The organism is Paraglaciecola sp., assembly GCF_039943935.1.
In the GTDB taxonomy this organism is placed as follows: domain Bacteria; phylum Pseudomonadota; class Gammaproteobacteria; order Enterobacterales; family Alteromonadaceae; genus Paraglaciecola.
The window spans coordinates 123,424-137,714 of sequence record NZ_JBDUZQ010000010.1; the positions used below are offsets into that span (position 1 = coordinate 123,424).

General features: G+C 38.1%; 16 protein-coding genes. 11 read left to right on the forward strand and 5 right to left on the reverse strand.

Features of this window, described 5'->3' with window-relative positions; genetic code table 11:
• Nucleotides 1-3 precede the first annotated feature (3 nt).
• Nucleotides 4-1,419, forward strand: a complete 1,416-nt coding sequence (locus tag ABJD71_RS06325; protein WP_348166235.1) for an FAD-dependent oxidoreductase — start codon at nucleotides 4-6, stop codon at nucleotides 1,417-1,419.
• A gap of 97 nt (nucleotides 1,420-1,516) precedes the next feature.
• On the opposite strand, the gene ABJD71_RS06330 is transcribed toward ABJD71_RS06325, so the two are convergent.
• From ABJD71_RS06330 to ABJD71_RS06350, 5 genes are all read right to left on the reverse strand, one after another.
• Nucleotides 1,517-2,173 (reverse strand): DsbA family oxidoreductase, encoded by a 657-nt coding sequence (locus ABJD71_RS06330; RefSeq protein WP_348166238.1) that lies wholly within the window; start codon nucleotides 2,171-2,173, stop codon nucleotides 1,517-1,519.
• Between the two features lie 26 nt (nucleotides 2,174-2,199).
• Nucleotides 2,200-2,445 (reverse strand): acyl carrier protein, encoded by a 246-nt coding sequence (locus tag ABJD71_RS06335; protein ID WP_348166241.1) that lies wholly within the window; start codon nucleotides 2,443-2,445, stop codon nucleotides 2,200-2,202.
• 12 nt (nucleotides 2,446-2,457) lie between these two features.
• On the reverse strand, nucleotides 2,458-2,715 hold the full coding sequence (locus ABJD71_RS06340) for a phosphopantetheine-binding protein (protein ID WP_133470755.1): 258 nt from the start codon (nucleotides 2,713-2,715) through the stop codon (nucleotides 2,458-2,460).
• 121 nt (nucleotides 2,716-2,836) lie between these two features.
• Complete coding sequence (locus ABJD71_RS06345; protein WP_348166243.1) at nucleotides 2,837-3,565, reverse strand: beta-ketoacyl synthase chain length factor; 729 nt, start codon at nucleotides 3,563-3,565, stop codon at nucleotides 2,837-2,839.
• 63 nt (nucleotides 3,566-3,628) lie between these two features.
• Nucleotides 3,629-4,318 (reverse strand): 4'-phosphopantetheinyl transferase superfamily protein, encoded by a 690-nt coding sequence (locus ABJD71_RS06350; protein WP_348166246.1) that lies wholly within the window; start codon nucleotides 4,316-4,318, stop codon nucleotides 3,629-3,631.
• A 76-nt stretch (nucleotides 4,319-4,394) separates the two neighbouring features.
• On the opposite strand from ABJD71_RS06350, the gene ABJD71_RS06355 reads away from it, so the two are divergent.
• The 10 genes from ABJD71_RS06355 to ABJD71_RS06400 all read left to right on the forward strand — a co-directional run bounded on the left by ABJD71_RS06355 (nucleotide 4,395) and on the right by ABJD71_RS06400 (nucleotide 14,290).
• Nucleotides 4,395-6,410 carry an FAD-dependent oxidoreductase gene (locus ABJD71_RS06355; protein ID WP_348166248.1) on the forward strand — a complete coding sequence of 672 codons (2,016 nt, stop codon included), beginning with the start codon at nucleotides 4,395-4,397 and terminating at the stop codon, nucleotides 6,408-6,410.
• Between the two features lie 79 nt (nucleotides 6,411-6,489).
• Entirely contained in the window at nucleotides 6,490-7,281 is a 792-nt protein-coding gene (locus tag ABJD71_RS06360; RefSeq protein ID WP_348166250.1) for a lysophospholipid acyltransferase family protein, read from the forward strand.
• A gap of 65 nt (nucleotides 7,282-7,346) precedes the next feature.
• Nucleotides 7,347-7,892 (forward strand): hypothetical protein, encoded by a 546-nt coding sequence (locus ABJD71_RS06365; protein ID WP_348166252.1) that lies wholly within the window; start codon nucleotides 7,347-7,349, stop codon nucleotides 7,890-7,892.
• Nucleotides 7,893-7,921: 29 nt separating this feature from the next.
• A complete protein-coding gene (locus ABJD71_RS06370) occupies nucleotides 7,922-8,467 on the forward strand; it encodes an outer membrane lipoprotein carrier protein LolA (RefSeq protein ID WP_348166255.1) in 546 nt (181 codons plus the stop codon).
• Between the two features lie 7 nt (nucleotides 8,468-8,474).
• Nucleotides 8,475-10,748 (forward strand): hypothetical protein, encoded by a 2,274-nt coding sequence (locus ABJD71_RS06375; RefSeq protein ID WP_348166258.1) that lies wholly within the window; start codon nucleotides 8,475-8,477, stop codon nucleotides 10,746-10,748.
• A gap of 2 nt (nucleotides 10,749-10,750) precedes the next feature.
• The gene (locus ABJD71_RS06380) at nucleotides 10,751-11,311 is read left to right on the forward strand and encodes a DUF3261 domain-containing protein (protein WP_348166261.1); all 561 of its coding nucleotides are present in this window, start codon (nucleotides 10,751-10,753) and stop codon (nucleotides 11,309-11,311) included.
• A 73-nt stretch (nucleotides 11,312-11,384) separates the two neighbouring features.
• Nucleotides 11,385-11,816: an excinuclease ABC subunit A gene (locus tag ABJD71_RS06385; protein ID WP_348166263.1), complete on the forward strand. Its 432-nt coding sequence runs from the start codon at nucleotides 11,385-11,387 to the stop codon at nucleotides 11,814-11,816.
• A 152-nt stretch (nucleotides 11,817-11,968) separates the two neighbouring features.
• The gene (locus ABJD71_RS06390) at nucleotides 11,969-12,895 is read left to right on the forward strand and encodes an ABC transporter ATP-binding protein (RefSeq protein ID WP_348166266.1); all 927 of its coding nucleotides are present in this window, start codon (nucleotides 11,969-11,971) and stop codon (nucleotides 12,893-12,895) included.
• Nucleotides 12,896-12,908: 13 nt separating this feature from the next.
• A complete protein-coding gene (locus ABJD71_RS06395; RefSeq protein ID WP_348166269.1) occupies nucleotides 12,909-14,027 on the forward strand; it encodes an ABC transporter permease in 1,119 nt (372 codons plus the stop codon).
• The gene (locus ABJD71_RS06400; RefSeq protein WP_289029879.1) at nucleotides 14,018-14,290 is read left to right on the forward strand and encodes a phosphopantetheine-binding protein; all 273 of its coding nucleotides are present in this window, start codon (nucleotides 14,018-14,020) and stop codon (nucleotides 14,288-14,290) included. Before ABJD71_RS06395 ends, ABJD71_RS06400 begins: the two co-directional genes overlap by 10 nt.
• The last annotated feature ends 1 nt before the right edge of the window (nucleotide 14,291 follow it).

Consider the following 14,291-nt stretch of genomic DNA (forward strand, 5'->3'; position numbering starts at 1 on the left):
CACATGTCGAAGAATGTATACCAATTTGTTGATGTAGAGCGCATAGATCCACCTAAAAAGCCCTCTCACATCAGGCGTGAAGAATTTGCTGAAATTTATCAGCCTATGAGTGATAAGCAAGTAGCGGGGCAAGCTGACCGTTGTCTAGATTGTGGAAACCCTTATTGTGAATGGAAATGTCCAGTCCACAATTATATACCTCAATGGCTAAGCCTAGCCAACGAAGGACGTATATTTGAAGCGGCTGAGCTTTCTAGCAAAACCAACACCTTACCAGAGGTGTGTGGACGAGTGTGTCCCCAAGACCGTCTTTGTGAAGGGGCGTGTACCCTGAACGAAGACTTTGGGGCGGTGACTATAGGCAGTATCGAAAAATACATCACGGACACAGCCTTTAAACAGGGGTGGAGACCTGATATGTCTGGCATTGTAGCAACAGATAAAAAAGTTGCTATTGTAGGCGCGGGCCCAGCTGGCCTTGGCTGTGCTGACATTCTGATCCGTAACGGTGTAAAACCTGTAGTTTTTGACAAATATGAAAAGATTGGTGGTTTATTAACCTTTGGTATTCCCGCTTTTAAGCTAGAGAAAGAAGTGCTCGATTTACGTCACGAAATTTTTACTGAGATGGGTATAGAATTTGTGTTAAATACCGAGGTAGGTAAAGACATTCCATTCCAAAAACTACTAGATGAATACGACGCAGTGTTCTTAGGGATGGGAACGTATAAACCTATGCAAGGTGGTTTTGATAACGAAAAAGCTCCAGGTGTATATGAAGCACTACCATTCTTGATTGCGAATATTAATCGTCATATTGGCCTTGAAAAAGATCCCGCCGACTTTGTAGACATGAAAGATAAAAAAGTCGTTGTATTAGGTGGTGGTGATACCACCATGGATTGTGTACGAACCTCAATTCGCCAGGGGGCTGCAAAAGTCACCTGTGCCTATCGTCGCGACGAAGCAAGTATGCCAGGCTCACGCCGTGAAGTGGTTAATGCTAGAGAAGAAGGCGTAGAGTTTGAATTTAACTTAATGCCATTAGATATAGCAGTTGATGAAAATGGTAAAACCATAGGTGTAACTATGGTGAAAACCGAAATGGGCCAGCCCGATTCTGAAGGTCGTCGCCGTCCTGTTATTATCGAAGGTTCTGAGCACTTACTAGAAGCGGATGCCGTAATTATAGCTTTTGGTTTTCAACCTAGCCCAGCAAATTGGTTTGCTGACTTTGGTATTATCTTGGATGAAAAAGGCCGTGTACGCGCGCCCCGAAATGGCAAGTATGCATTCCAAACGTCTAATCCTCAAATATTCTCAGGCGGTGATATGGTGCGTGGTTCAGACTTGGTGGTAACAGCTATTGATGAGGGCCGCGTAGCAGCCGAAGGTATAATGGATTACTTAAACGTCTAATTTGCTAGTTACCATTCGATACTAAAAAGCCGCTCTTTGAGCGGCTTTTTAGTATCACTTTTACACAATGTTAAAAATATAAAATTAAAGCTAAACTTTAAACTTCATTCGCTATTTGTTTGAGTGCTTTCTCAAATATTTCTGTAGGTTGGCCGCCACTGATAAGATGTTTATTATTCACAATTACAGCAGGTACTGAACTAATACCGGCAGACTGATAATGCTGTTGCTGTTGTCTGACTTCTACGGTGAACTTATCAGAATCTAAAACAGACTTTGCTTCTACTACATCCAGCCCTACTTTTTCAATTACAGACAATAATTGTGCATGATTACTGGGATTACCGTTTTCTTTAAAGTACAAATCGAATAAAGCTAACTTCAAAGCCATCTGTTTCTCTAAATAAAACTCTTCTGCCCAATGTAATAAACGGTGAGCATCAAAAGTGTTGTAAATCATACCACCACCACGGCGTTCACCAAACTCATAACCAACAGACAGCCCACGCTGTATTATGGCTTCACGGTTTTGTGCCGCTTGCTCAACGCTTATGCCGTATTTCTGTGTAATGTGCTCAGTAATTTCTTGACCTTCTGGCGGCATTTGAGGATTGAGCTCAAAAGGTTGCCAAGTGATCTTGGCTTGAATATCTGGAGCCAAATTAGCCAAAGCTTGTTCTAACGCCTTATAACCAATAATGCACCAAGGGCATGACACATCAGAGACAATATCCAGTGTTAAGGTCTTATTCATAAGTATCCGAGGGTAAACACAATTCGTTAATCATTCATCATAGTACTTAATGCACTGGTTAAATCACCGATAGTGCGTACTTGCTTAAAATTCTCAGGCTCAATAACTTTACCGGTTTCAGTTCTTAACCTCACCACTAAGTCCACCACATCTATACTGTCGATATCTAAATCTTGGTAAATATTAGCTTCGGGCACTATATCAGCTTCTTCAATCTCAAACTCTTCAACTAAAATGGTTTTCACCATTGACAATATTTGTTCTGAATTCATTAGTACTTCTACCTAGTTTTGAGCTTTTAAAACAAAGTCGTGTAAACTTTTTACTGAGTAGAAGTACTTTTTACTCTCTTCAGTATTGCCATCAATTTTGACCTTGTAGGCTTTTTTAATAGCAACACCTAGCTCTAACGCATCTATAGAATCGAGTCCAAGTCCATCTACAAATAATGGTGCTTCATCTTCGATATCATCTGGTGTCACATCTTCCAAATCTAACGCATCAATGATCAGGTTTTTTATCTCAAGGATAAGATCACTCATTTCACTTCCTTTTCTAACAGTATTCAAATAACTTTGATGGGAGCAATAATACCAATCAATTTAGCATTAGCAACTTATCATAAAATAGCAACACCCCTTGATTGACAAAGACTTACGCCCTCTAGCTTTTTGTTAATGTCCAACCCTGCTTATTTACCGGGGTATTCAAGCTTATTGCATCGCCATAATAAAAGTTTAGAAAATCTAAGGATTGAACATTTGCCAATGCAGCTCGCTCAGTAGTTGCACTTGTTAACTTAAATCCATTTTTTTTAGGTTCAGTTGCCTGAATCAGTAAACCAATACCAACAGACTCATTAGTATCAAGGTAACTGGAGTAACAATCAGGTACGCTTAAGTCTGTGTATACATATAAAATACTGTCTAATTGATTAACATTTAATTTCACCACACTATCCACTAAACCAGCCATGAAACTTGTTTTTCCGGAGGCGACTGCTGAAATAGGTGCGTGATTTTTGGTGTAAATACTATATAAACCTGAAACGGCATTATGCACAGACAAACCAAATTGAGTAGGTGATAAATCTTCTTTTGCTGCTACGTTCTCAATGAGCTTAGTCGTGCGATTTAAGTCTCCATGACGAGATGAAAATACACAAGGTAAATTACCTTCTTGATGATCGCTAGCCTCTAAAGCACAATGTAAACTAACCTTAGCGAAAGGACTTAGGCGGCGTCTTTGCATAGCAGGTATAGCTTTTAATGCAGGTAAAGTGATATCAGATGAAAAATCATGGTTTTCAGCTTGCCATAAACGCCACTCTTGTTCAGTTTCTACCCCAGGGGCCCATGCAACACACTTAGCAATCTGAAACGCCAATTCCATTGCTTCATACTCCTATTTTTTCGATTCGGTATTCTACGAGTTCACACAAAGAGGAGCAAACATTCAATTAAGAACAACCTTTTGAAGTGTTGCACTTTTTCCTTTATTGCTCAGCAAACTCAAACAATATTTATTATTTTCAAGAGTGAACTCTTGTATCTGAAACTCTTGGTCATACTCATTGTGATTTAATTCAGACAAATCAATTTTAGTTAGCTCACTTAAACTAAGTTGAAAGGCTTTAATATAGGCTTCTTTTGCGGTCCACAGTCGATAAAACATTCGTTTTTTATCAAGGCTTTTTTGGAATGAGAGTTTTTCATTTTCAGTTCCCAAGCTATTAATTAACTCGTTAAAGTTTCGGTCTTTTTGAAATTCAATATCAACGCCGATAGGTGATTTCTGCGACGAAATAGCAACCACAACTATATTCTTACTATGGCTTATAGAAATATAAAATTTTCTACTTATGTCTACGACCAACCATTCACAATAATCCGTAAGTGTGTATTTATGTTCTAGGGGAATATCAAAATACTCACACAACACCTGTTTCACTAAACAACGAGCTATACCAAATTGATACTTGCGTAAGGTTTTATTAATCCTGACAAATCGTTCGCAATCTTCATCGTTTAAAAGCGAAAAAATCTTTTGATTTTGTATACTGCATGTTTGTACATCGCAATAGAATAGGTTGGAACTTTCGGTTGAAAATTCTTCTACTCCATTGAATTTACCTACTTCTTCCATTTAGATTGCAACTTAAAAAATCAAAAATTCATGTTAAACTAGGCAAACAAAAGTCTCAACTCTAGATCATCTCTCTATGCCATATCCCAATATTCTGTCACCGCTAAGCTTAGGTTTTACGACTCTTAGCAATAGAATCATTATGGGCTCAATGCATACTAACTTAGAAGAGCAGCCTGATGGTTTCAAGCGATTAGCAGCCTTTTATGCTGAAAGGGCAGCTGGCGGAGTAGGTCTTATTATTACTGGTGGCGTATCTCCTAACCGTTCTGGAATATTGGCTCCCAAACGGGCGATTTTGCAAGACTCAATGCAAGTTCCACAACATAAAGTCATCGTTGAAGCCGTTCACCAATATCCCACCAAGATATGCTTACAAATACTTCACGCGGGGCGATATGGCTACCATAATGAACTTGTAGCGCCCAGTGCTATTCAAGGACCCATAGTACCTTTTATACCTCACGAGTTAAGTGAGCAAGCAATAGAGCAACAGATCGAAGACTTTGTAAACTGTGCAGAGCTTTCAAAAATGGCTGGGTATGACGGTGTCGAAATAATGGGTTCTGAAGGTTATCTCATTAACCAATTTTTATGCCTACACACTAATATTCGTACCGATGTTTGGGGCGGAAATTTTGAAAATAGAATACGTTTTCCTCTAGAGATAGTTCGCCGCATTAGAAAACGAATTGGCGAGCACTTTATCATTATATTTCGGCTATCGATTCTTGATTTAGTAAAAGACGGAAACAATATAAACGAGGTTGCGATACTAGCTACTGCGTTAGAAAAAGCAGGAGCAAATATAATTAATAGTGGTATTGGCTGGCATGAAGCAAGAATACCAACTATTGCGAGTGTTGTACCCAGAGCCGCTTTTAGTTCTATTACGGCATTAGTAAAAAAGCACATTAACATCCCAATTGTTGCATGTAACAGAATAAATACCCCAGATGTCGCTGAAGCTATTTTAGAGAGCGGAGAAGCTGACATGGTGTCAATGGCAAGACCATTTTTAGCCGACAGCCATTTTGTCGAAAAGGCTAGAAGAGACGCAGCGAACTCAATCAATACGTGCATTGCCTGTAATCAAGCCTGCCTAGATCCTATTTTTAAAGGCAAGGTAGCGAGTTGCTTAGTTAATCCAAGAGCCGCATTTGAAACAAGCCTTATATTTTCAGCCTCCCCTTCCCCTAAAAAAATAGCGGTGGTAGGTGGAGGGCCTGCTGGTGCCATGTTTGCTATTTACGCCTCTCAACGAGGTCATAATGTGAGCATATTTGAAGCTTCCTCAAAGCTAGGTGGTCAATTAAATTTAGCCGCAAACATTCCCGGAAAAGGCGAATTTAAAGAATTTATTCGTTACTTAAAGGTTTCTATTGTTGATAACGCGATTGACCTAAAACTCAACACAATCCCAAACACTGATATGTTGAACTCCTTTGATGAAGTCGTTATTGCAACCGGAACACAACCACAGCCTCTCAACATACCAACCTCAACAACGGCGAATGTGTTAAGTTACATTGATGTAATTGAACAACAGCCATTAGGTGATAAAATTGCCATTGTGGGTACAGGTGGTATTGCATTTGATGTTGTTACCAAGTTAACCACTCCCTATACAGAACACTTACCATTAAAACAACAAAGTGACATTTTTGCGAAGCACTGGGGAATAGACCTAACTAACCAAACTCAAGGAGGAAAGAAAGAAACCTCTTTGCAAACTCAGCAAACAGTAGAAATAACCATGCTTCAACGCTCTGTTCGTAAGCCAGGCACAGGGCTAGGGCAAACCACAGTATGGATCCACAGAGAAGAATTTAAACGAAAAAACATTAAAACTTTGAGCAAGATATCTTACCGTAAAATTGTATCCAATGGATTAGAGCTAGAAAGCAGAGGCAAAGAATTTACTCTTGAGGCAGACACCATCATTATTTGTGCTGGGCAACAATCTGATAACAGTGTAAATGTTAAAGATTTAACCGTACCTTATCATCGTATTGGGGGATCTAAGCAAGTTAAACAACTAGACGCTATGGTAGCGATACGGCAAGCCGCAGAATTAGCATCAATAATATAGTAGGATGATTCGACTACAACATTCTGAACATACAACTAACACTTTCAAAAATCATAAAATAGAGTACATAAAGACTACTGTGAACATATATTTAAGTAAAATTTGGCGTTTATTTGGCACGGCTTTTTGCTTTACAGTTTTTGGACTCGGAGGTGTGGTAATTGCAGCTTTATGGTTGCCTTTTTATAGAGTCAGATATAAAAATAATGAAGATAAACGTAAACAAGCTTGCCGATATGCAGTGCATCTCACCTTTAAATGGTTTGTTTGGTTAATGTACGTGGTAGGGGTAACTAAAGTCGATACTAGAGGATTAGAGGAGCTTAAAAACGTCAGAGGCAAAATTATTATTGCCAACCATCCATCTCTAATTGATGTTGTAGTGTTAATTTCAATTGTCAAAAATGCAGACTGTATTGTTAAGCAAACTCTTCTTCAAAATATTTTTACGAGAGGTATTATTAAAAATACTGGTTACATTAGTAATGCAGATCCTGAAGAATTAATTACAGATTGCAAAACATCTTTGGAAAAAGGTTGCAACCTTATTATCTTCCCAGAAGGTACTCGAACACTCCCCAATACAGAATTCAACTTCAAGCGTGGTGCAGCTAATATTGCGTTGCGAAGTAAAAAGAACTTTCAGCGAGTATTAATTGAAGTCACGCCACCAGCACTCACTAAAGGATGGCCCTGGTATAAAGTGCCCAAAAGTAAAATCCACATGAAGTTAGTTGTTTTGAATGAGGTAGAAACTAGCAGTTATTCATCTGATAGCATCACTAAGTCCGTGCGCCAGCTGACTAGGGATTTGCAACAAACTTACCGAGAAGATTTTGCAAAATTCGATAAAATTTATGAAAAACAATAAGGCTAATGTTTTGTCTTCACAGCCTTGTTCTGTAAATTATATCATTTGTATTGAGACATAATACAGTGCCAATATTACTCACTATACTCGCGATTTTGTATCCAATAATTGCTTATTTTGGCCTTAAATACTGTAACCCTAGTATTGTTTCGGCTTTACTCATTTTATTGTTAACGTTACGATTTGTATTAGATAAATCTAGCTCCCATAAACATAAGCATTTTAAACTGGTATTTGGCGCAATACTGACGTTATTAATGTTTTCATTGCTTTCTAATTCTGACTACGGCATTAAATTTTATCCTGTAGCCATGAGCTTAATGTTTTTCGCAATGTTTAGTTATTCTTTAATTTACCCCCCAACTGTCATTGAGCGCTTTGCTAGAATAAAAAATAAAAATTTATCTGACTATGGCGTCAGCTATACCCGATTTTTCACTAAGGTATGGTGTGGTTTTTTTATACTAAATGCAGGCATTTCATTTTACACTGCTTTGTATAGCGACATTGAAATTTGGACTCTATACAATGGCATCATCTCTTACATTTTGATGGGCATATTAGGTGCATCAGAGTGGTTAATTAGACAAACCGTAAAGCATAAGCACTAAGATTTCTAGGCTTCGAAAAGGGAATATAAATGCGACATTTTTTCTCATCATTACTTTTTTTACTTACCTTACATTTCCCGATATTGCATGGATTTGAACTTCCTTGGGCCAACCAAAAGCATATTCAGGGTAATTTTATCCAAGAAAAACGCTTAGCAGCTTTAAGTCGGCCTTTTGTTACCCAAGGTAAATACCAATACTCACCTGAAACAGGCTTAGTATGGAATACCCTTAAGCCGGTCGACAATTTTCTACTTATCAACCAAGATGGTGTTTCAGAAAAGCAAGCGGACGGTAGTTTTAAAATGCTTACGACTGATGCCAACTTTAGCGCCATGTTACTACCAGTTTTTAGTGGAGATCCTCAAGAACTAGCCCAATATTTTAAAATTTCAGAAAATAGTAAAGGATTGACCCTAGATCCTATGGATCCCAACGTATCCAATGTTATGCAGAGCTTAGATTTAGTGATCACCGAGCAAGCTTTGCAACAGATAATTCTGTATGAATCTAATGGAAACTTGACCAATATATACTTAGAGGCACACACTCAGCTCAAAGAAAAAGGTCAATAATCCAGTGATGGCGTTTTCAAAAAATAGCTTAATCATCACCCTCTGGGCGATACTAACTAGTCTAATGGCAAGCGCCTTAGTTTATAAATCTGTATCTGGAGGCATTACTTTTGACGCTAATATACTCAATGTATTAGACCTAGGCGATGAAATTAATGACCTTACTAAAGCCGCTGCAGAGCCTTTTAAAACTAAGGGGTTATTGCTTATTCAGCATCAAGAACATCAAGTGTCTAAAACAACTTTAGCAAAGATTGCAGAACAACTACTAGCTAAAGGCTTAGTTCAAGCAGCTAGCTCTGAGCCTAGCAAAGACTTTGATGTGAATGAGTTAGCCAATATATATTCCAGTTACCCTTTAGCTTTTTTGAGCCAAGCTGCCACTAGAGCCAAGAATAACAACGATTATTCCCACATAGTAAATAATTACATGGGTCTAATGAGTGCCCCTTCGAACCCGCTAGTATCATTAACAATTAATAAAGCCCCTCTGCTTAATCTTGCAGATTGGTTTGCAGATAAATCCTCTATTAATCGCTGGCAACAAGATCAAGGGTTTACCTATATAGAGCATGAAAATAAAAGGTATTACCCATTATTTTTAAACTTTAACCAAGCAGCGATTCAATTAGATACAGTGGTAGCTACCATAGCGCAATTAGACAAGTTAGTGGCTCAATACCAAACATCAAACATGGAGGTTCTATCTAGCGGCTTAATGTTTCACTCAGCAGCGATAACATCTCAAGCAAGCTTTGAAACCCAACTATTCGGTGGGCTATCAATAGTAGGTGTATTACTACTAACCCTTGTTAGCTTTAGAAGTATCCAACCTTTAATTTGCATAAGCTTATTGCTTGGTAGTGCATCACTATCAGGTATGTTAGCGCTTACTTTAGTATTCGACAACATCCATATTTTATCGTTAGTTTTTGCAGTAAGCTTGATTGGTGTAGCTGTGGATTATGGGTATCACACACTATTAACAGCAAAATATACAGGGTTTAGAAATAAACAGTTAAGAGGGTATATTGCCCCTGCTATTTTCGTCAGTGGTGGTACGACTATTATCAGCTATTTGCTACTACTTTTGCTACCCATACCATTATTACAACAAGTAGCTGTTTTTATTACCGCAGGCTTAGCTTTCACCATAATTACAGCTTTAACCTTGATAGTACATTGGCCTTGGCAAAATAAGCCTGAAACTCATCCCCCAATCAATGAACTAGGGCTTCAGCCAAAAGGCTTCAAGGCTATATTGGCGGGGCTAATTTTATGTTGCTTAGCTGCCGCTCCTACTTGGTTTTTTCAAGATAACATTAACGCATTCAACAGCAGCCCAGCTCACCTAGTAAACAATGAGAAACGGGTCAGTCAGATTATAGGTAATCAACAATACCCTAGGTTCATTTATACCAAGGGCGATAACCAGCAACAAATATTGGAACGCTTAGAGCAAATTAGACTGGCTATTAATAGTATAAATGGTGGGGAGTTTGAATTACTTGGTGTCGACCAATGGGTGCCTTCAATTAATACCCAACAAGCCAATATTAAGTGGTTACAACTTGGTTTAGCACAAGGGAAATTAACGCCTATCACTGACTTTATGACGACTGAATCTGTATCAAACCTGAATGCTTCATCAGACAGTTTCATGACGATAGAGCAGCTACCTCAAGCAATACTTACACTCTACCCAGCTATAACGGCTAAAGAAGATAACCAAGTAGGCATTTTAAGTTACATGGGGCCAATAGACCCCAAATTTTTACAAACACTGCAACAGCAATTAGACTTTCCAGTACATTACTTTGACCAACCAACAAAATACTCAGAAGCTCTTGCAAAATTGCGAGGGTATTTACTGTTGTTTTTGATGCTAGCCGCCTGTGCTTTATTATTACTAATGACTTTCAGATATGGTTATTTACAAGGCTTAAAACTTGCTGCCATACCCATAATCACAGCACTGAGCTCTTTAGCTTTGAGTCACTTACTCTTAGGTTATGTGACCTTGTTTAACTTGTTAGCTTGTATTTTGATTATTGCCTTAGCTGTGGATTATGTGGTGTTTTTAATTGAACACGGCAAACAACAGCATGTAATAAAAGCCATAAGCCTATCAGCCGCCACATCTGGCATTGCCTTTGGCATGTTTGTGTTTAGTAGTACCCCCGCGATTTTACAATTTGGTTTAACTATATTAATAGGGGTAATCATAGCGTGGTCTTTATGCTTCACCCTGCCAACGACAATCTTAAAGCGGAACCAATAATAATGAGCCAAAATACTTTTAATTTCGGGTTACTCGTTATTACCCTATATCTATTCTCTTGCAGTACATTAAAACAGCAATCCAACCAAGTAAAACTCAGCGAACAGGCCAGTTATTTAATTCAAGTTGTGCCAGATGAGCTTGTGGGCCGCATTTCTTTACAAAAACTTCAGGTGACAGAGCAAGATAACCAACATGAATTTTTGCTACAAACTGAACTAGCTGAAGATAGTATTCAAATGGTAGGTTTTAGCTTATCTGGTATTGAACTATTTCAACTTACTTGGCGACAAAATGATGAAGTGGTGGTGAGTAAAAGCATAGCAATGTCAGATATTCCCGCACAACAATTACTCGCTTACTATCAACTTTCTAATTGGCCTCTAATTGATATAAAAAATGGACTAATAGGCATTGATATTTTGTTAAGTAACGGTAACAGCACTAAACGTGAATTTTTCGAAAGCGGGAGTCTTAGTTTTTCGGTTACACAAAATAATCACATAACTCAGCTAATTCATCATTTAGACAATTACCAAATAACAATTGAAACCTTAGATTAATGATTGAATAGCAAGGCATTTAATGTTGTGATCATGTTTCTCAATATTAAATTTTTATTATTAAGGACTAACAATGAAAGTATTATTAGCTGGCTTGGTATCTTGCCTATTAATATCATCAAGCGCATTTGCCAGAGACGACCGAGTAAAATTTCCAATCGAACCGCTACTTAGCTCTTCAAAAGCCAAACAAGCATTATTGAGTGTTCCTGTTTATTTCGCTGGTCAATCACATGCAACACCAAGTAATACTTGGGGTGAAGTTACCACCAGCAAAAAAACCAATGCGTTTAATAAATCAGACCAAGAAGCGTGTGAATGGGTTTTACTTTCTGCAATCAAAGCTCTGCAAGAAAGCGCCTTAAAAAAAGGCATGAATGCCGTTATCGATGTAAAGTCGAACTATAAGCACCAGGAGTTTTCAAGTAGTTCAGAGTTTGAGTGTGGTGCCGGAAAGTTCCTCGCCGGAGTCGCATTAAAAGCGACTTTGGTTACTCTGCCTTAAACAATATGCCTCGTATTCTGGCATGCAAGTAATGGAATACGAGTGCTCGTTACTGAGTAATATTCAAAGTACCACTATATAACGATGACCATTCTATGATTTTCTCTATTCTAGTTGTTAAAGCGAAATCGTTGCGATAGAAGCAAGAAAATATGATTGATATAGAAGTTAAAAATGTTAGTTATCAATATAAAGAAGCGCAAAGGCTCTCTTTAGAAAGCATTTCATTAATTATACCTTCAGGTATCTGTTTGGGACTCATAGGTCCCAATGGTGCAGGAAAATCTACACTGCTTTCTATTCTTTCTGGCTTACTGCAACCTTCATCTGGATCTATCCGCTTTTCTCAGAATAATGAACAGGTAGTAAACCAGCGCCATTTTATTCAAGAAAACATAGCCTTAGTTCCTCAGGAATATGCATTCTATTTTCCACTTAGCGTAATGCAAAACCTTGAATACTTTGCCAGCTTATGCGGTTACAGCTCAGCTCAACAACAAAGTGCGATCCAAAGAGTGATACAAGAATGTCAATTAGAGAACGTACTGACACAAAAGTCTAAGTCTATATCTGGGGGCTACAAGAGGCGCTTAAATTTAGCAATTGCATTACTCAAAGACCCACAAGTTTTATATTTAGATGAGCCTACTGTAGGGGTAGATCCTGTTTCCAGAAAAGCGATTCTAGCCCTAATCGAGTCTCTCAAAGACCAACATAAAACCATCATATTTACCTCTCATATGCTGAGTGAAATTGAAGCACATTGTGATGATATTTATATGCTTAAAGGTGGCAAAGCATTTCAATTTGACAAAATACAGAGCAACCGATTACTCAAAGTCACATTTACTCATACCTTAGCCAAGGCTATTAAACTAAAAGTCGAAAGTCTAACAGGGTGCCATATTAGTCAGAGCAACACCTTAGAATGCCAAGTACAAAAAGATGAAACCCTGTGGCAAATAATGCAATTGCTACAACAAAGTGAAATCGGTATTCACAGCATGCAGTTAGGGCAAAACTCCCTAACCGATCACTATCTTAGATTAATGGGATCCCATGATACTGCAGAGCATTAAAAAGGAATTACACGTGGTATTTAGTGACCTGCACAGTATTGCGGTGTTATTTATCATGCCAGTCACTTTTATGTTACTGATGACATTCGCCATGAGTGGCCGTCAGTCAGATATGCTCGACTCTGTTAGTATTTATGTAGAACAACCCCCCCAACAATATGAAAAGCTCTACGTCCAATATTTGACTAAATTAGGGTATCACTTCGCTCACTCTTCAGACTCTGCAACTGCCACATTATCTTTCAGTCACTCCTTCAACGACAATGTATTCACTAGCGGCGCTAAAAATTTGCTTGTTGTTACATTCAGCGCTAACGCTTCGATCCCTGTGCAAACTGTTATTCAGCAACACTTAGAATTATCATTTGCTAGAGTAAAGTTACATTTATACATGCTGGAAACCGAAGAGTTAAATGCTGATTTACCTTTAGAACAGCAAATGGAGCAAATTGTTAAACAATCAGATACATCGGAATTAATAAAAACTAAAACTGGGTCTTTATCACCCGTTATTAGTTACAGCATTCCCTCTTGGTTAGTGTTTGGAATATTCTTTATCGTATTACCTATTTCCATCACTTTGGTAAATGAAAGACAAAGCGGCACACTAATACGCTTAAAAACATTCCCGATAAACATGTACACTTATTTTTTTACAAAGCTAACTGCGTTTTACTGTATTAGCTTGGCTCAGTTCTTAGTATTAGTTTTCATTGGATTGCGGCTAGTACCGCTAGTGGTCGATTCAGCTCCCATAACCTATAGCCAAATATTACATATTATTCCTATGGGCTTATTTATTTGTTTTAGTGCCGTATGTTTTGCAGCTATTTTTTCTGCTCTCGTGAAAAGTTTTGAACAAGCTATCGTACTCGGCGGTGGTGTAAACATTATCTTAGCTGCTTTAAGTGGTTTTATGGTGCCCTTGGATGTGATGCCAGCAAGCCTGCGAGAAGTGGCTCAACTTTCTCCTATGTATTGGGCCGCCGAACTAATCAAACAGAATATGTTTTACACCACAGCAAATAATTCAGCACAACAAATTATGCTACTTTGCCTTTTCAGCTTGGCATCTTTGGGGGTGGCGTCATTTTTATTTAGTCGTAAAATTAGGGATGTATTATGGAATTAGATGCGATAAAGAAACAATTAAAACAGCTAATAATAGTTGAGTGTGACAAAGAAGATGATTTGTCATGGGAAGATATAGAAGATGACGAGCCACTCTTTGGAAAAAAATCAAACGTTGGCTTAGATTCATTAGACGCATTACAGTTAGCGTTAGTACTAAAAGAACATTTTGGTATAAAAGTAGAGGGCTCAAAAGAATCACGTAAGCACTTACATTCAATATCCAGTATTGTTGATTACATCCAAAGCGTTAAACAACCATAAA